We start from the raw sequence: 16,471 nt of genomic DNA on the forward strand, positions 1-16,471 counted from the left end.
TGGTCAGTCCGCCAGCGCGGGAGCCCACCCTGAGGCTTCGCGTCGTTGGGTCTCGAGATTGCGCCACGCAGCATCGAAGTCGTCGCCGGTGGTGACACCGTCGATGGCGCCGGGGCCACGGAGCCCGCCGGGATCAGCCGTACCGATGAGCGTGTCCGCGTCGGGCTGGCGGAGGGCGGCCAGGAACATGCGGCGATGGGTGCGGATGCCGGCATCGGTCGGGCTGAGGTGTTCGGCGGTGCGGTCGAAGATGGGACCGGGCGACTCGACCGCCCACTGATCGTGAACATTGATGTCGGCGCCCATGCCGGTGTAGGTCCGCTCGCGCTGCTCGACCGGATCGAACCCCCATCTGTTCGACCGGTCGGCGATCGGGCGGTACTCCGGCAGGGTGACCTGGTTGACGCGCTGCTCGCGCATGACCTCGGCATCGACCGGTTCGCCGTAGCTGACGAACATCGAGTACCAGTAGCAGCGCTGATCATCGATGGGGACATGCCATTGGAAGATGCTCATCTCCCGGCTCATCGCGATCGTGATGGCGTTGGGGAAGATGCAGTTCGAGACTCGGACATGGGTGAACTCATCCCGGTACCGGCGCAGCGTCCGGGACCGGAAGCCGAACGGGGTGGGTTCGATCGTGATGTCGGGCGCAGCGGCTTCCCGCATCAGCTCGGCGACGGTCACGTCGGTGTCCGCGATGGTGTCGCGGAACTGCAGCCCATAGGTGCCGTCGGTTGCGCCGAGGAAGCGATGCAAGAACGCGGCATGCGCCGGGTCTATGCCGACCTCGTGGGCCTGCAGCCAGTTGCACCCCCACATGCCCTTGAAGGCGAACACCTGCGGGCCCGGCGCCACGAAGCAGTCCAACCCGGGAAGCTCGGGCGGATCGCCGTCGCCCAGGAAGGCCCACACGATGCCGTTGCGCTCGGCCACCGGGTAGTGGACCTGGCACACCCTCGTGTGGAACGTCGATGTCGGCGGCTCTGCGGGGGTCTCGAGACACGCACCGGTCACATCGAAGAGCCACCCATGGAACGGGCAGCGCAGACCGCCGTCTTCCACCCGGCCATACGACAGATCGACTCCGCGGTGGGGGCACCGGCGCCCGATCATGCCGAGCCGGCCTTGGTCGTCACGAAACAGCACGAGGTCCTCTCCCAGCAAGCGAACCGGGACCACCGGCCGATCGCTGTCGAGTTCTTCCGTGAGGGCCGCCGGCTGCCAATACCGGCGAAGCACGTCGCCGCCCGGAGTGCCCGGACCGCTCTCGGTCAAGAGCCGGTTCTCATCGGCACTCACCATGCGAGCCTCCCCCAGTCGCGCAATACGAGGACTCACCGTCGTCTATCAGGCGATGCTAAGAGGTACGTCCAGGCGCGAGTACGCCCAGCAGCGCGGGACAGCACGTCCTGCCGGTCGTGACGAGCGGTAGTTTCGGAGACGAACCAGAGCGATCAGCCGTGGCAGGCCGAAGTGGGGGATGCGATGCCGAAGCACCTGACCGACGCCCAGATCGGCCACTACCGCGACCGGGGCTACGTCTCGCCGGTCGATCTTCTGACCGCGAGCGAGGCCGCCGAGGCGCGGGCGAAGCTCGAGGCCTACGAGGCCCGCAGCGGCGGCCCACTTGGCGGCGCTCAGCGTGCGGGCGGCCATCTGCTGTGGACCTGGCTCGATGAACTCATGCGCCACGAGACCCTGCTCGACGCGGTCGAGGACCTGATCGGCCCGGACATCCTGTGCTGGAACTCGATCTTCTGGATCAAGGAGGCGGATTCGCCCAGCTACGTCGGCTGGCACCAGGACCTCGAGTACTGGGGACTCGACAACGACGAACTCGTCAGCGCGTGGATCGCACTCTCACCCGCTTCCGAGGCAGCCGGTGCGATGTCGGTTCTCCCCGGAAGCCACCGAGAACTGCTCGGCCACGACGAGACCTACCACGCGGACAACATGCTGACGCGGGGCCAGGAACTCAAGATCGACGTCTCCGGGCGAGAGGTCGCCTCGATGGCACTCGAGCCCGGCCAGATGTCCATGCACAACGTGCGGCTCGCCCACGGATCGGGGCCGAACACCACCGACGACCGTCGCATCGGCGTGTCGCTGCAGTACATGCCCACCCGGACCAAGCAGCGCCTCGTCGACTGGGACTTCGCCACCCTCGTCCGCGGCACTGACGACTACGGCAACTTCGAGCTGACCCCGCGACCACAGAGAGACTTCGATCCGGTCGCCGTGGAGTTCCACCAGCGAGCCGGCGTGGCACTGCGCGAACTCCTCTACCAAGGGGCCGAGCGTCCGCCCGAACGGGCCCCGACGCTGTAGCTACGCGCTGATGGTTCGTGTCGGAGGGGGGACTTGAACCCCCACACCCTTTCGGGCACTAGATCCTTAATCTAGCGCGTCTGCCAATTCCGCCACTCCGACTGAACGCCCCAAAACCGGCCGGTGGGCAGCCATTTCGGGGCGCATCAGCATAGCGCTGCAGGGTCAGATTTTCGGCGGGGATCAGGCCTCGCTGATCGCCGTTGCCAGGGCGTCGAGGCGCACCGGATCCAACTCGCCTCGCCACGACCACACCACGATGTCAACCCCAGCGTCGAAGAAATCCTGCGCGCCCGCGACCGCCTTGTCGACATCACCACCGGCCTCAAAACCGAGGTGGATCGACCGGTCTATCTCGGCCTCGTCACGCCCGACGCGCTCGCAGTGCACCCGCAAGACGTCGTCGAGCTCCCGCCACGCAGCGACATCGGGAGGGAACGTCATGTCCCACTGGTCGGCGTACTTGGCCGCCGTTCGCAGCGTCCGCACCCGACCCTGCCCGCCGATCACGATCGGGATGCGCTCCTGGATCGGCTTGGGCTCGCACCAGGCATCGGTGAGCTCGAAGAACCGGCCCTTGTGGGTGGTCGTCGTCTCGGTCAGCAGCTTGACGATCACCTCCATGCCCTCCTCGAGCCGATCCGACCGGTCGCGCAGCGGCCCGAGCTCGATGCCGTACGCATCGCTCTCCATGAAGTTCCAGCCGGCGCCCATCCCCAGCTCGAAGCGGCCGTTCGAGATGTGGTCGAGCGTGGCCGCCATGTTCGCCGTGACCGCTGGATGACGGTGGTGCATGCCGTTGACCATCGCTCCGAGGCGGATCCGGGTAGTGGCCTGCGCCAAGCCCGCCAGCATCGTCCAGCCCTCCAAGTTGGGACCGTCATAGGGAGGCGCCAGTGGATAGAAGTGGTCCCAGTTCCACGCCGACTCGAACACCTCGATCTCATCGGCGGCCTGCCAGATGGCCAGATACTCGGGCCACGTGGCGTGGTGCGGCGGTGTCTTGATTGCGTGACGTCCCATGTGGGCTCCTTGTCGCAGGCCAGCCGAACGATACGTCGCCGCTAGGCGAGCAGTAGGCCCGTGCCGTCAGGCGAGCAAGAGGCCGAGTATCAGCGTGGTGAAGCCGAAGGAGACGGCCACTACCACCGTGATGCGGCTGAGGTTCTTCTCGGCAACCGTCGAGCCCGCTGCGGTAGAGCCCACGGTGCCGCCGAACATGTCGGACACGCCGCCGCCACGGCCGCTGTGCAGCAGCACCAAGCCGATCAGCCCGAAGGCCGACAGCAGGTGAATCGCACCGACAAACCACGTCATCACGGCTGTTGAGGCTACCGCCGACAGCTGTCACGACGATGCAGGCCGGCGTACGCGGCGTTCGCATGGTCCGTCGACGAAGGGCACCCTGACATGGCCCGCCCACGTCACTGGTCGGTGCTGCCCGCACCTTCGTCGTCGCCGGCGCCGTCTTCGTCCCCCTCGAAGATCTCATCGACGATCTCATCGACGATCTCTTGGGCGGTTTCGTCGATGAAGTCCTCGATATCGGCGTCGTCGTAATCGAGTGCGGGCGCAAAGGACAGCACCCATGCCACCTCCGCGTGCGCCTCCACCGTCAGCGCCCACTCGGCGTATTCCGCAGTCGTCGGCGTCGGGCAGCGGTGCCGCAGAATCCCGATGGCTTCGCCTGTGCCCTCGCGGTTGTGTCCGCGCCCGCTGATGTCTGTGGCCTCCAGCACTAGCACGGTCTCACGCGCCAGTGTTGGCTCTTCGGCGGCTGCTTCGGGACCGGGCTCGGCGTCTGTCTCCTCGGGCGATTCTTGTTCGGGCGTGTCCGGATCGTCCGTCCCGCCATCCCCGTTCGCATCATCCGGCAACGCTTCCTCAGTCGCCTCGGGCTCGGACTCGGGATCTGCAGGAACGAACGTGTCGATATCGAGACGCAAGCGGCCTGCGCTGCCCAAGGGTGCCGGCGACCGCACTCTCCCGATCGTCGTTTCGGCATCAGGCGGCAGGTCATAGGGGGGATCGACCTGCCATTCGAGCGATACGAAGTAGTTGATGCACTGCAGCGTCATCACGGTGCCGAAATCGCCCGCATCACGGATCTCCACGACTTCAGCGTCGGCCGCAGGCGGCACAGCGCCGGTCTCGGCCGTCGTGCCGTCCGTCGCGCTCTCCGGGTCGTCGTCCCCCTGCTCCGCCGACTCTAGGAGCTCCGTCTCGCCTACGGGTGATTCCGAGTCGTCGACGGTGCCCACGACAGCAGGTGCCGTCGTGGTGGTAGGCGGAGTTGTGGTTGTGGTCGTCGCTGGCGGCTCTGGATCGGGCGGAAGCGTCGCCGGCGTAGCGGCGGGCTGTGATTCTCCACCGCCTCCGCCGACGAGGCGAATACCGACGAATACGGCAATAGCCAAAACCACTGCACCTGCCAGCCACACGAGCAGCTTCGGGGTGCTGACTTGTCGCTTGGCCGGCGCAGCACCTGCAGGCACGACCGGAGATCGCCGCTCAGCCACAACCGACTCCGGAGGCACTTGGCGCCACGCTGCATCTCCCGGCCATCTGCACCTCCCGTCGCTCGGGAGCGGTATACCCACGAGCGATGCTCAGTTTGAAGGATAGTTGTTATTCTCCGACGGACTTGGGGGCGCGACGACGAGGCTTGGTCGCAGGTTCGTCACGGGTTGGTGGCTCGCCGAGCGCGAGTCGACATTTGCTGGTCTGAGTCCGAATCGTGACTAGGCATGCGACGTCGGCTGGCTGAAAGCGCCACTTGAGCCAGCACCGAGGGCGTTGACCGCTCGGGCGGGTCGCTACGGAGTGATCGGGTGGGTGATCGGGATGCTGCCCTTGGCGCCGGGCACCCACCCCTCGATGATGGCGCTGAAGCCGCCCGCTCCCCCGCCGGCGCGCACCACCATGGGCGACCACGGCGGCAACTTGCGCAAGCCCCCGCTGGCAGTGCCCTCCGACGAACCGAACACGTGCCCGCCGTCCTCCGGGACGCCGCTGTCACCATCGCCGTCGGCGTTAGCAGTGCCCCTCAGGTGCTGCACGAACGACGCAGGCAGCCCCTCCTCGATGCCCCCGGCACCACACGAGGCGAAGTCGAGATCCATCTGCAGCAGCGGATCCAGCTCGTCGTAGAAGCGCTCCTTGGTCCAGCCCGAATCGGCGAACGTCGACATGTGCTCGGGCGTCATCACCACCATCGCCTCGGCCGGCAGCTTCCGGTTGCCCACGCACAGGAGCTGCTGGGCGAGCGTGCGGATCAGCGAGCCGGGCGTGCGCGACACCTGGTCGATGCAACCGACCGGACCATGCCCGGCGAACAGCGTCACCGTGTCCTGCCCGGGCTCGAACCCGCGGGTCACCGACAGCGGCGGCCAGCCGTCGGGCAGCCCCTCCTCGTCTTCGGCGAAGCACCAGCCGACTTTCGATGGCGACCCGAGCGCCGAGCGGTCGATGCCGCCGATGCCGGGCTTGCCGCCGCCGACGTTGCGAATCACGAGCTGCAGGGCCCGCCCGATAGTGGAGTTGGCGCGATTGCCCTGGCCGAGGGCGTTCTTGTCGGTGTTCATGCCGATGCGATGCCGGATCGGGCCGTTCACGATCACGATCGGCCCTGAGAACCACAGCGTGCACAGCAGGCCGTGCATGTTGAACGTGTCGGTACAGGCAGCTTCGACCGCGGCCAGCACCACGGGCAGGTACTCGGGCTTGCAGCCCGCCATGACGGCGTTGACCGCCACCTTCTCCACCGTGCATTCGGCCAGCGTCGGCGGCACCACCGCAACGATCTCGTCGGGCGCTCGGCTCGTTCCCGCCAGCATGGCAGCCACCCGTGCCTCGGTTGGCGGCACCACCGGCAGCCCGTCAGACCAGCCGCGGTCGTACGCCGCCTCGACGGGGTCCTCCGCCGAAGCCAGCTCCACCTTGCGGCTCGCGAACGACGTGGCGCCGAAACGCAATGCCAGCTCATCTGCCAGCAACGGGTCCACCGACATCGAACCGCAGCCCGGACGCATGCTGGGCAGCTCGATGCCGAGATCGTCAGCGCCGCTCAGCGCCTCCCAGCTCGTGCGATCCCAGCCCACGGTGCGCGCCATCTCACGACCGTCCGTCACGGCCATGAGCGTCGGCACAGTCTCGATGTCGTGGTGCCAGGAAACAGACAGGTCGTGGTCGTGCACCACCTCGGAAGACTGCCCGCCGAGCCCAGCCATGAACTCGGGATCGTCCTGGGTGAACACCGTCAGGCGAGTGCCGCTGCGCACGGCGTGGTCGACGAGTTCGGCGAGCACCGGCTCCACGTCGCGACAGGTGGGGCAATCGCGTTTCACAAACGCCACGAGGCCATCGCGCAGACTCGGCATCTCGGCGGCGGTGGACGATTCTTCAGCAGGCACGCTGAGACTCTAGGTCTGAGCCGCTACCCGCGGCCTCCCAGCAAGCTGACGCTGGCTCAACTCCATCGGCTCACGCTGCACCCGCATGATGTCCCCGAGCCGGTCGAAGCGCGGAAAGCGTCAACCTCGCTCTGGCAGCACGCCCCGCACGCGATAACCGCTGGATAGTGCTCGTGGCCTGCGCCTACGCTTAGGGTCGTGATGAGTGCTGGATCGCTGCCGATTTCCAAGGATCTGGCCAAGCGACTGCGCGCCGAGGGTCGATCCAGCGGCCAAGAACCGGCTGCACTGGCTGCGTCGTTGCTCGACGAGGGCCTCAAGGTGCGCCGACATCCCGGCATCGTCTACATGGACGGCACTGCTGGCCGGCGTGCGTGCCTGTCGGGTGGCCCCGATGTCTGGCAGGTCATTCGTGCGCTCCGAACGGTTCCGGCGAGTGAGTTCGATCCTGTGGCGACCGTATGCATCGAATCGGACCTGCATGCGCAGCAGGTCGAGCGTGCAGTGCAGTTCTACGAGTCGTATCCAGACGAGATCGATGAGATGATTGCCAAGGACGCCGCCACCGTCGGACTCATCGAAAAGATGATCGCCGAACGCGAGCAGACTGCTGCGCTAACGCAGTCAGAGAGACCGAGATCCACACAAGCCAAGTCGCGAGGCAACCGCTCCGCCCCAAATCTCTGATCCGACAACCATGCGGTGGCTTCTTGACGAGATGCTTCCGCACGCGGCTGCAGAGGTATTGAGTCGCCTCGGTCACGATGCAGTCAGCGTGTCCACCATGGGGTTCCGTCAGGCTCCAGACTCGGTCGTGTACCAACTGGCGCTCGCAGAGGATCGCATACTGGTAACAGAGGACCGCAGCGGCTTCGTGCCGATCGCGAAAGCAGACCTCGAAGCTGGGCGACCTGCGGTACCGATTGTCATCGTCCATCGCGATGAATTCGGGCGACATGGCGCGCTGCCTCATCACTTGGCCGACGCACTCAACCGCTGGTCGCAACAGGTCCCCTCACCATGGCCCGGCCCGCACTACCTGTCGGCATGACCAAATGCAGCGCCCGCGATAGCCCTGCGGTCGTGACAGGTGTCAGCAACAAACCGCTTCCGGCGAAGGTCACGATGCCTGGAATGAACTCAGCGAACCGCAACCTCTTCGTCACCGTTCTGTGAACGTGACAGCCCAAGATCCTATGTTGCGAAGCGGACCGCCGGTATCGATCATGAGGGCGAACCGACCTGCGCGGCACACAGCTCGTTCGTGGGTATCGACATCAGCGGTGATCGTCATATAGATGCCGGTCGCTACACTGCCGGGGATGATCTGATCCACGAAAGGACGCCAACACGGCACGCCGTCGGGTGCGGAAATCTCGATAGTGGCGGCGAGAGCCCCATAGTCGTCGCGGTTGTCCTTGAGGCTGACGTTGATGTGCCAGCGGCCTGGTCGCAGTGTGACGTGCTTCACTGCATCGCCAGTGCCGCTCAACTCGATGCGTTGCGGCCAATCAGGACGATTGTCATCGGCCGGCTCGGCGGTTTCCGGCAAGCCTGCGGCGCGCATTCCGATCGCGGCGGCCGTCAGCCAGCGGTCTGTGCCGCTCACGCGTTCCGCGGTTCGACCTGCAAGCTTGGAGTTGGGAACCGCCGCGGTGCCGCCGACCACGTACACGGTGCCGATCGATGCTGTGAGTCGCGCCCGTTGTGCTGCGGGCATCGACTCGTCGCGATGGCCTGCCAAGATCACGCAATTGGTGCCGAGCGCAGCCGCCAGTGTGACTGCGCCGTACAGATCAGGCTGCGCGCGAGAGTCCGATGCCGCGACCACTGCGACCTCACCGGCGCAATCGGAGTCGGTCCACGGCTCCGAACCCAATGTGAATGCGTCAGTGCGCGGCTGCGCTCCGGAAGCCGGCACACCAATCACGAGTGCTATGAGCGTGACGGCTACCAGTGCCGCGTACCGCCCGCGTCGGACTCGATGATCGGCGATTCTCGACTGGGTGGACGAACGGGCCAATGGGGACGGGAACAATCGCATATCGATGAACACGGTAACCCTGCTCATGTGCCTGACCACCGGGTCGCTCCTGAGCGATGTCGAACACGCGGTCCCCAACCCGCTCACAGAGGAAGGCTTCACTCCCGGCTGCCGAGGCACCACGCTTCCCTTGGAGTCGCGGGGCCGTCAGCACGAGAGGGCGTCGCCCCGAGTTGGCAGATACCTTGGCAGATACCACTGCGGCCAGCGCGCAGCCTCTGCCTCGCGAGCGCCAGAGCATCCCTGGCCCAGACGACTGCCGCTACCTAGGCCTGACCCATCGGCAGTTCAGGGTCGAAGCGCGGAGTGGACTATGCGGGCGAACTGGACGGGGTCTAGGGAGGCGCCTCCTACTAGGGCGCCGTCGATGTCAGTCTGCGCTAGGAGTTCGGGCGCATTGGCGGGCTTGACTGAGCCGCCGTACTGGATGCGGACGTGCTCACCGGTTCCCCGGCGCAGGTCGTCGACAACGCCACGCGCGGTTGCACACATCTCCTGCGCGTCTGCGGGCGAAGCATTGCGGCCCGTGCCGATGGCCCAGACGGGCTCATAGGCCACCACCAAGGTTTCGAAATGGGCCTTGGTGAGCTTGGCGAGACTGCCTCGCAGCTGCGTGCTGACCACGTCGACCGCCTGTCCGGATTCGCGTTCGGTCAGCGTTTCGCCGACGCAGACAATCGGCGTCATGCCAGCTTTGGCCACGGCCGCCGCCTTGGCGGCGATGAACCCGTCGGTCTCGCCGAACAGCGCTCGACGCTCGCTGTGACCGACGATGACGTAGCTCACGTCGAGCTTGGCCAGCATTGCCGGCGATACCTCGCCGGTGAACGCGCCTTGAGCCTGATCGTGGCAATTCTGGGCGCCGAGCTTGAACTCCAAGCGGTCGGCGTCGATGACGGTCTGGCAGCTCCGCAGATCGACAAATGGCGGGTGCAGGCTCACCTCCACCTGGTCGTAGCGGTGGCGGGCCAGCTCGTAGCTGAGCTTCTGGCAGAGCTGGATGGCCTCCAGGTGATTGAGGTGCATCTTCCAGTTGCCCGAGATCAGTGGCGTTCGGCTCATCGTTGCTCTCCCGACTGGCTCACTGCTGCGGCGAGTCTCGCAGGGCGGCAAGCCCGGGCAGATCGCCGTGCTCGATGAGCTCGAGGCCGGCCCCTCCCCCTGTCGAGATGTGATCCATGTACGGTGCCAGCCCGAACTGGGCCACGGCCGCGGCGCTGTCGCCGCCGCCGACCACCGTGAACGCGCGGGAGTCCGCCATCGACTGGGCCACCGCACGGGTCCCTGCGGCGAAGCGCTCGTCCTCGAACAGGCCCATCGGACCGTTCCAGAACACCGTTCGGGCGCCTGCAATCACATCATCGAACTCGGCCGCCGAGCCGGGGCCGATGTCGAGGCCGCGGCAGCCGTCGGGCAGGCTGCGACCCATCTGACGCACCGTCCCGCCGGCATCGAGGGCGGTGATGTCGTTGGGCAGCACGATGTTGGCGCCGCCCCCCAGCAGGCGTTCGCAGGTCTCGATGAAGTCGGGCTCGCACAGCGAGTCGCCGATCGGGTGACCCAGCGCTGCAAGGAACGTGAAGCACATGCCGCCGCCGATCACCAGCGTGTCGACGACCGACAGCAGCGCTTCGACCACGCCGAGCTTGTCGCTCACCTTCGCGCCGCCGAGCACGGCCACAAATGGCCGCCTGGCGTCGGTGCGCAGGCCGCCGAGCACCTCGGCTTCGCGTGCCAGCAAGCGGCCCGCCGCGCTGGGCACGTGCTGTGGCGGTCCCACGATGGAGGCGTGCGCCCGATGGCTCGCACCGAAGGCGTCGTTCACGTAGCCATCGAACGCAGCCGAGACCGAAGCCGAACCTGAGCCCGATGGCGCACCGCCGAACGGGACAGGGAGGCGGCCGGTGACGAGCGCCTCCACGAAGGCCGGGTCGTTGGCTGTCTCTCCCGGACTGAAGCGGAGATTCTCGGCCAGCGCGACACCGGGAGCCAGCTCCGCGAGACGTTCCGCCGCCGGGGCCAGCGAGCAGCGCTCATCTGGTGCGCCTGACGGCCGGCCCAGGTGCGAGCACGCGGTGACGGAAGCTCCGCGCTCAGTCAGCCAGCGCAGGGTCGGCAGTGCCGCCCGGATGCGCAGGTCGTCGGCGATCTCCTGCCGACCGCCGCCGTCGCGCAGCGGCACGTTGAAGTCGCAGCGAACCAGGATGCGCCGGCCGTCGAGGCCTCCGAGCTGCCGTTCGAGATCCTCCAGCGCTGGCAGGCTGCTGACGTCGTTCATCAGTTGCAGGTGATGCCCACGAGGTCGACGAGCCGATTCGAGTAGCCCCACTCATTGTCATACCAGCCGAGCACCTTGACCATGCTCCCCATCGCCATGGTCAGCCCAGCGTCGAACACGCAGCTCGCCGGATTGCCCACGATGTCCGCACTCACGAGCGGGTCTTCTGAATAGTCCAATACACCGGCCAGCGGGCCGCTGGCCGCAGCGGCGGCGAAGGCTTCGTTCACCTCGTCGACGCTGGGGCTGGCGTCCAGCGTCGCCGTGAAGTCGGTGATCGAGCCATCGGGGATCGGCACCCGCAGTGAGGTGCCGTCGAGCTTGCCGTCCATGGCCTGCAGCACCAGTCCCGTGGCCCGGGCGGCTCCGGTCGAGGTGGGGATGATGTTCACTGCTGCCGCTCGGGCCCGCCGCAGGTCGCCATGCGGCCCGTCCACCAGCGACTGGTCGCCGGTATAGGCGTGGATGGTGGTCATGAGGCCTTGCTGCACGCCGAAGGCCTGGTCGAGCACCTGCACCATCGGCACGAAACAGTTCGTGGTGCAGCTCGCGTTCGAGACCACTTTGTGCGCTTCGGGGTCGAAGTCGGCGTCGTTGACCCCCACCACGAACGTCGCATCGGCACCCGAGGCCGGCGCCGACACGATCACGAGCGGTGCGCCGGCGTCCAGGTGCATCGCCGCCTTGTCACGGGACGTGAAGATGCCGGTCGACTCCACAACGACATCGACGTCGTAGTCACCCCACGGCAGGTCGGCCGGGTTGCGCTCGGACAGCACCGGCAGCACCGTGCCGTCGATCGAGATGCCGCCCTCGGCAGCAGCAATGTCGTGCGGCAGGTTGCCGAGCACCGAGTCGTACTTGAGCAGGTGGGCCATGGTGGCGGTTTCGCCGAGATCGTTCACCGCCACGATCTCGATGTCGCAGTCGGGGCGGTCGGCCGCCCGGTAGAAGTTGCGCCCGATCCGGCCGAAGCCGTTGACGCCCACGCGCACGCTCATCTGCTGCTGTCCTCTTCGCTCTGCGGGCCTGGCGGGCTGCCTGCGCCCCGGCCCATTCCGTCGCTAGCTGTCTAGCGGGCAAATGGTGGCTAGCGGGCGATGTCGCGGTGGCGGCAGTGCAGATCGTGGCCCTGATCGGCGAGCAGCCGGGTCACTTCCTCCGCGATGGCCACGCTGCGGTGGCGTCCGCCGGTGCAGCCCAGCGCGATCGTCAGGTACGCCTTGCCCTCGGTCCGGTACGACGGCAACAGCGATGCGAGCAACGGCATCAGGTGCTCAAGAAACGTCATGGTCGCCGGCTGGCCGAGCACCCAGTCGCGCACACCCGGATGCAGACCGGTAAATGGCCGCAGCTCAGGCACCCAGTGCGGGTTCGGCAGGAAGCGGCAGTCGAGCACCAGGTCGGCCTCGCGCGGCACGCCGTGCTTGTACCCGAAGGACATGACTGCGGTGCGCATCTGGAGTTCATCGCCGGTGGTCCCGAACTCGTCGTGCACCCGGTCTCGCAGCTCGTGGACGTTCAGGTCGCCCGTGTCGATGACGACGTCGGCCGTCTCGCGCACGTCGGCCAGCAGTTCACGCTCCAATTCGATGGCGTCGATGACCGACTCCGCCACCGGTTCCGCCATCGCCTGCTCGGGCGCATCGGCAATGGCCGGTTGATCGCCGGTATGCAGCGGGTGCCGCCTGCGGGTGTCGTCGTAGCGCCGCACCAGCACGTCGGTGGGAGCATCCAGGTAGACGACGCGCACGGCGGCATTGCGCTCGCGCAGTTGCGTGATCGCCGTCACCAGATCCTCCCGGTACTCCCGGGTTCCCGCTACCAGCGCCACGCGACGCAGCCGCGCACCGGGCCGAGCCACCATGTCCGCCACATCACCGATCAAGTGCGGCGGCAGATTGTCGATGACGAACCAGCCGACGTCCTCCAGCGCATTTGCCGCGGTGGACCGGCCCGCACCCGACGAGCCGGCCACGATCACGAACTCCGGCCCCCCAGCCATGCAGCCGAGGGTACGGGGCGCCTCTCGGCTGAGCATCAGGGACCCGCCAGCGCTGCCTCCGGGTGCGTTGCGGCGTACACCGCCTCCGCCACGGTGTCGGGCAGCCAGCTCAGCGCCCGCAAGTCGTCGAGCGAGGCCGACTTGACCGCACCGACGCTGCCGAGCTCGCGCACCAGCCGCGCTCGCCGCTTGTCCCCCAGCCCGGCGATGCCGTCGAGCACCCCCCGCTTCATGGCCTTGCTGCGCAGCCTGCGGTGGTACGACACGGCAAAGCGGTGGCTCTCGTCGCGCACCCGCTGCAGCAGGTACAGCGCCTCGGACTGGCGAGGGATGCGCACCGCCTCCGCGCGGCCCGGCACAAACACCTCCTCGAACTGTTTGGCCAGAGCGCACACCGGGATCTGCTCGCGGAGCCCCAGCTCGTCGAGCACTGAAGCCGCCACGCCGAGCTGCCCCTTGCCGCCATCCACCACCAGCAGCTGGGGCGGGTAGGCGAAGCGGCCCTGTTCGGATGCAGGCAGGTCACGCTCCGCCAGGTAGTTCCGCAGCCGGCGTCGCAGCACCTCGTCCATGGCCGCGTAGTCATCGTTGCCGTCCACGTTGCGAAGCCGGAAGTGCCGGTACTCGCTGCGGCGCGGCAGCCCGTCCTCGAGCACCACCATGGAGCCGACATAGTTCGTGCCCTGCAGGTGGCTCATGTCGTAGCACTCGATGCGCAGCGGCGGCCGGGGCAGCTCCAAGTGCTCGGCCAGCTCATTCAGCGCCCGTGCGCGGCTGTTGTGATCGCTGCCTCGACGCATCCGATGGCGTGCGAGCGATTCGCGCGCGTTGTGGCACGCCGTGTCCATCAAGGCGCTCTTGTCGCCCCGCTGCGGGACGCGCAGCGTCACCCGGGAGCCACGTTGCTCGCTCAGCCATTGCTCGTACACCGCCGTGTCCGACGGCAGCTCCGGCACCAGCACGAGCTTGGGCCAGCCCAGCGGGTTCTCCTCGTGGTACAGCCCCGAGAGCACGCGGGAGACGAGCTGCGGGCCGTCCAGTGCCTCCACCTTGTCCACGACGAAGCCTCGCTGGCCCATCACCCGCCCTTTGCGTACGAAGAACAGCTGGACGGCCGCTTCCAACTCGTCGTCGCTGATGCCGATCACGTCGAAATCCTCGTTGCGCGTCCCGGCGAGCTGCTGCTTTTCGATGGCGCGTCGCACGCTGGCAAGCCGGTCCCGCAACCGGGCCGCCAGCTCGAACTCGAGCTCGGTCGACGCATCGGCCATGCGCTGCTCGAGATCGTTGACGATCGCGTCGGTATCTCCTTCGAGAAAACGCACCAGTTCCCGCACGAGCCGGTCGTACTCGTCTCGCCCGATCTCGCCCACGCACGGCCCTGCGCACTGCTCGATGTGGTACAGCAGGCACGGCCGGCCGAGGCGCTGGTGGGTGGCCAGTTTGTTGTCGCTGCACGTGCGGATCGGGAACGTCCGCAGCAGCAGGTCGAGCGTCTCGCGGATGGCATACGCGTGCCCGTACGGTCCGAAGTACCGGTTGCCGCGCTTGCGCCGCCCGCGCATGACCATGGCGCGGGGCCACTCGTCGAGCAGGGTCACCGCCAAGAATGGATACGACTTGTCGTCGCGCAGCCTCACGTTGAATCGCGGCTGGTGCCGCTGGATGAGGCTGTACTCGAGCATGAGCGCCTCGACCTCGGTCGACACCTCTATCCACTCGACGGACGCGGCCGACGCAACCATCTGCGCCGTGCGCAGGGGCAGACCGGCGGGATCGCCGAAGTAGCTGTTCAGGCGGGATCGAAGGCTCTTCGCCTTGCCCACGTAGATGATGCGCCCGTCCGCGTCCAGGAACTGGTAGCTGCCGGGCGTATCCGGAACTGATCCCCCCTCAGGACGCAGACCCACACTCGCAGGTTAAGGAGCTGAGCCGGTAGGTGTGTTGGTCAGTTGCGTGTCCAGCGGTTTCGGTGGTCGATGAGGCGTGCGGTGATCAGGATTGCGGTGGCCAAACAGAGGGCGGCGTGGCGGTGGAGGGGTTTGCGGTCGGTGTTGCGTCGGAGCTGGCCGTAGTTGGACCACCAGGTGTTGGTGGCCTCGACGATCCAGCGAAGCCCCAAGGTGAGCCGGCCCCGCGAGCCGGGCGGGGGTTTGGTGCCGCGTCGCTGGATGTCGAGATCGGTGATCCCGCGGGCGGCGAGAGCTGCGCGCACTTTGGGGTAGTCGTAGCTGCGGTCCAGGCTCAGGGTGCCGATGTCGTGATGCAGACCGGCGGCGTCCACAGCGTCGAGGGTGGGCCCCAGCAGAGCGACGTCGTTGCGGTTCGCGCCGTCGATGCTCCACCCGATCGGGATGCCGTGCCGTTCAGCGGCGACGGACCATTTCCAGCCCAGCTTGCCCCGGTCCACGGGACTCTTGCCGGTGCCCTCCCCGCCGCCGGGCGCCTTGTGGATCGACCCGTCGACCGCCACCACACCGAGGTCGAGGCCGACGATCCGGTCGAACGCCGCGAGCGCCTCAGCACGAAGCCTGTCGAACACACCCGCAGCGATCCACTCGTCGCGTCGACGGCGCAGCGTCGTGTCCGACACCGCATAGTCCATGATCGCCTCGATGTCGGTCCACGACGAGCCCGTCACCAGCCGGATCAACAGCCCCCGAAAACACACCTCATCAGCCACTCTGGGGTTGTGGCAGCCCAACGGATGGCTGTCATCGGGCGGCGGCACCAACGGCTTCACAGCCGCCCAGATCGCGTCTGACACCTCCGGGTCCATAGCGCGTGTCATGATCCCCACAGCCTCCACTGGTCGTTGGTGGGTGAATGCACTCGCCATCAAACGCGAGACACCACAACGACCGGTGGATGCTCACCTACCGGCGCGGGTCCTAAGAGCAAGCGCCCCGGAGGTGGGCCGATGAGGTGGATACCGCGAAGGCGTGTAGTAGGTTTCGCCGACGTAAGGCCTGAACTTTGGGGTGTCGGATCGGGCATGCCTCAGGACTGGCATGATGCGGTACTTCCGCATCTCGTAGCTGCGCAGGAGGCTGCACAATATGGAACTCGCACAGGAGCGGGACGCAGGCACGAACGTGATCAGTCCCGCGGGCCGGGTGGATGGATCGAATTCCGCCGAATTTCACGAGTCGCTGATGGCTGCGCTTTCGGGCGATGACAACCGCGTCATCCTCGACATGGGCGGCATCGACTACATCAGCAGCGCCGGCCTGCGTGTCCTGTTGCTGCTCGCCCAGCATCTGGGCGGCAGTTCGACGCCGTTCGCCGTCTGCTCGCTCGCAGCCTCGGTCGACGAAGTGTTCCGCATCAGCGGCTTCAATCAGATCATCACGGTGTTCGGAACGCTCGACGAGGCGAAGGCACAGCTGGCGTAGCCACGC

At 67.0% G+C, this 16,471-nt stretch carries 16 protein-coding genes and 1 tRNA gene; 4 read left to right on the plus strand and 13 right to left on the minus strand.

Going from position 1 to position 16,471, the window contains the following annotated elements; translation table 11 throughout:
- Positions 1–3 precede the first annotated feature (3 nt).
- Complete coding sequence (locus ACOGXD_RS15495) at positions 4–1,305, minus strand: Rieske 2Fe-2S domain-containing protein (protein WP_419915914.1); 1,302 nt, start codon at positions 1,303–1,305, stop codon at positions 4–6.
- Positions 1,306–1,488: 183 nt separating this feature from the next.
- Between ACOGXD_RS15495 and ACOGXD_RS15500 the strand changes: the two genes are divergently transcribed.
- A complete protein-coding gene (locus ACOGXD_RS15500; protein WP_419915915.1) occupies positions 1,489–2,331 on the plus strand; it encodes a phytanoyl-CoA dioxygenase family protein in 843 nt (280 codons plus the stop codon).
- Positions 2,332–2,349: 18 nt separating this feature from the next.
- Here ACOGXD_RS15500 and ACOGXD_RS15505 read toward each other — a convergent pair.
- From ACOGXD_RS15505 to ACOGXD_RS15525, 5 genes are all read right to left on the minus strand, one after another.
- Positions 2,350–2,433, minus strand: a tRNA-Leu gene (locus ACOGXD_RS15505).
- A gap of 81 nt (positions 2,434–2,514) precedes the next feature.
- Positions 2,515–3,354 (minus strand): TIGR03560 family F420-dependent LLM class oxidoreductase, encoded by an 840-nt coding sequence (locus ACOGXD_RS15510; RefSeq protein ID WP_419915916.1) that lies wholly within the window; start codon positions 3,352–3,354, stop codon positions 2,515–2,517.
- A 66-nt stretch (positions 3,355–3,420) separates the two neighbouring features.
- On the minus strand, positions 3,421–3,648 hold the full coding sequence (gene secG, locus ACOGXD_RS15515) for a preprotein translocase subunit SecG (RefSeq protein WP_419917420.1): 228 nt from the start codon (positions 3,646–3,648) through the stop codon (positions 3,421–3,423).
- Positions 3,649–3,755: 107 nt separating this feature from the next.
- Positions 3,756–4,592: a hypothetical protein gene (locus ACOGXD_RS15520; RefSeq protein ID WP_419915917.1), complete on the minus strand. Its 837-nt coding sequence runs from the start codon at positions 4,590–4,592 to the stop codon at positions 3,756–3,758.
- 555 nt (positions 4,593–5,147) lie between these two features.
- Positions 5,148–6,743, minus strand: a complete 1,596-nt coding sequence (locus tag ACOGXD_RS15525) for a thioredoxin (protein ID WP_419915918.1) — start codon at positions 6,741–6,743, stop codon at positions 5,148–5,150.
- Positions 6,744–6,944: 201 nt separating this feature from the next.
- Here ACOGXD_RS15525 and ACOGXD_RS15530 point away from each other — a divergent pair, with 201 nt between their 5' ends.
- On the plus strand, positions 6,945–7,430 hold the full coding sequence (locus tag ACOGXD_RS15530; RefSeq protein WP_419915919.1) for a hypothetical protein: 486 nt from the start codon (positions 6,945–6,947) through the stop codon (positions 7,428–7,430).
- A 10-nt stretch (positions 7,431–7,440) separates the two neighbouring features.
- Complete coding sequence (locus tag ACOGXD_RS15535) at positions 7,441–7,794, plus strand: DUF5615 family PIN-like protein (RefSeq protein ID WP_419915920.1); 354 nt, start codon at positions 7,441–7,443, stop codon at positions 7,792–7,794.
- A 111-nt stretch (positions 7,795–7,905) separates the two neighbouring features.
- On the opposite strand, the gene ACOGXD_RS15540 is transcribed toward ACOGXD_RS15535, so the two are convergent.
- From ACOGXD_RS15540 to ACOGXD_RS15570, 7 genes are all read right to left on the minus strand, one after another.
- Positions 7,906–8,814 carry a hypothetical protein gene (locus ACOGXD_RS15540; RefSeq protein WP_419915921.1) on the minus strand — a complete coding sequence of 303 codons (909 nt, stop codon included), beginning with the start codon at positions 8,812–8,814 and terminating at the stop codon, positions 7,906–7,908.
- A 261-nt stretch (positions 8,815–9,075) separates the two neighbouring features.
- The gene (gene tpiA / locus ACOGXD_RS15545; protein ID WP_419915922.1) at positions 9,076–9,849 is read right to left on the minus strand and encodes a triose-phosphate isomerase; all 774 of its coding nucleotides are present in this window, start codon (positions 9,847–9,849) and stop codon (positions 9,076–9,078) included.
- 19 nt (positions 9,850–9,868) lie between these two features.
- Entirely contained in the window at positions 9,869–11,047 is a 1,179-nt protein-coding gene (locus ACOGXD_RS15550) for a phosphoglycerate kinase (RefSeq protein ID WP_419917421.1), read from the minus strand.
- Positions 11,048–11,064: 17 nt separating this feature from the next.
- On the minus strand, positions 11,065–12,066 hold the full coding sequence (gap, locus tag ACOGXD_RS15555) for a type I glyceraldehyde-3-phosphate dehydrogenase (protein ID WP_419915923.1): 1,002 nt from the start codon (positions 12,064–12,066) through the stop codon (positions 11,065–11,067).
- Between the two features lie 89 nt (positions 12,067–12,155).
- Entirely contained in the window at positions 12,156–13,070 is a 915-nt protein-coding gene (gene rapZ / locus ACOGXD_RS15560; RefSeq protein ID WP_419915924.1) for an RNase adapter RapZ, read from the minus strand.
- A 35-nt stretch (positions 13,071–13,105) separates the two neighbouring features.
- The gene (gene uvrC / locus ACOGXD_RS15565) at positions 13,106–14,980 is read right to left on the minus strand and encodes an excinuclease ABC subunit UvrC (RefSeq protein WP_419915925.1); all 1,875 of its coding nucleotides are present in this window, start codon (positions 14,978–14,980) and stop codon (positions 13,106–13,108) included.
- Between the two features lie 38 nt (positions 14,981–15,018).
- The gene (locus tag ACOGXD_RS15570; protein WP_419914603.1) at positions 15,019–15,861 is read right to left on the minus strand and encodes an IS5 family transposase; all 843 of its coding nucleotides are present in this window, start codon (positions 15,859–15,861) and stop codon (positions 15,019–15,021) included.
- Between the two features lie 268 nt (positions 15,862–16,129).
- Here ACOGXD_RS15570 and ACOGXD_RS15575 point away from each other — a divergent pair, with 268 nt between their 5' ends.
- Entirely contained in the window at positions 16,130–16,465 is a 336-nt protein-coding gene (locus tag ACOGXD_RS15575; RefSeq protein ID WP_419853797.1) for an STAS domain-containing protein, read from the plus strand.
- Positions 16,466–16,471: the final 6 nt, after the last annotated feature.

This window comes from Candidatus Poriferisodalis sp., assembly GCF_965204125.1.
In the GTDB taxonomy this organism is placed as follows: Bacteria; Actinomycetota; Acidimicrobiia; order Acidimicrobiales; family Poriferisodalaceae; genus Poriferisodalis.

Excerpts from the sequence above, each read along its gene's own strand:
- ACOGXD_RS15495 (WP_419915914.1), bottom strand. The coding sequence starts at position 1,305 with ATGGTGAGTGCCGATGAGAACCGGCTCTTGACCGAGAGCGGTCCGGGC.
- ACOGXD_RS15500 (WP_419915915.1), top strand. The coding sequence starts at position 1,489 with ATGCCGAAGCACCTGACCGACGCCCAGATCGGCCACTACCGCGACCGG.
- ACOGXD_RS15510 (WP_419915916.1), bottom strand. The coding sequence starts at position 3,354 with ATGGGACGTCACGCAATCAAGACACCGCCGCACCACGCCACGTGGCCC.
- secG (WP_419917420.1), bottom strand. The coding sequence starts at position 3,648 with ATGACGTGGTTTGTCGGTGCGATTCACCTGCTGTCGGCCTTCGGGCTG.
- ACOGXD_RS15530 (WP_419915919.1), top strand. The coding sequence starts at position 6,945 with ATGAGTGCTGGATCGCTGCCGATTTCCAAGGATCTGGCCAAGCGACTG.
- ACOGXD_RS15535 (WP_419915920.1), top strand. The coding sequence starts at position 7,441 with ATGCGGTGGCTTCTTGACGAGATGCTTCCGCACGCGGCTGCAGAGGTA.
- ACOGXD_RS15540 (WP_419915921.1), bottom strand. The coding sequence starts at position 8,814 with ATGAGCAGGGTTACCGTGTTCATCGATATGCGATTGTTCCCGTCCCCA.
- tpiA (WP_419915922.1), bottom strand. The coding sequence starts at position 9,849 with ATGAGCCGAACGCCACTGATCTCGGGCAACTGGAAGATGCACCTCAAT.
- gap (WP_419915923.1), bottom strand. The coding sequence starts at position 12,066 with ATGAGCGTGCGCGTGGGCGTCAACGGCTTCGGCCGGATCGGGCGCAAC.
- rapZ (WP_419915924.1), bottom strand. The coding sequence starts at position 13,070 with ATGGCTGGGGGGCCGGAGTTCGTGATCGTGGCCGGCTCGTCGGGTGCG.
- ACOGXD_RS15570 (WP_419914603.1), bottom strand. The coding sequence starts at position 15,861 with ATGACACGCGCTATGGACCCGGAGGTGTCAGACGCGATCTGGGCGGCT.
- ACOGXD_RS15575 (WP_419853797.1), top strand. The coding sequence starts at position 16,130 with ATGGAACTCGCACAGGAGCGGGACGCAGGCACGAACGTGATCAGTCCC.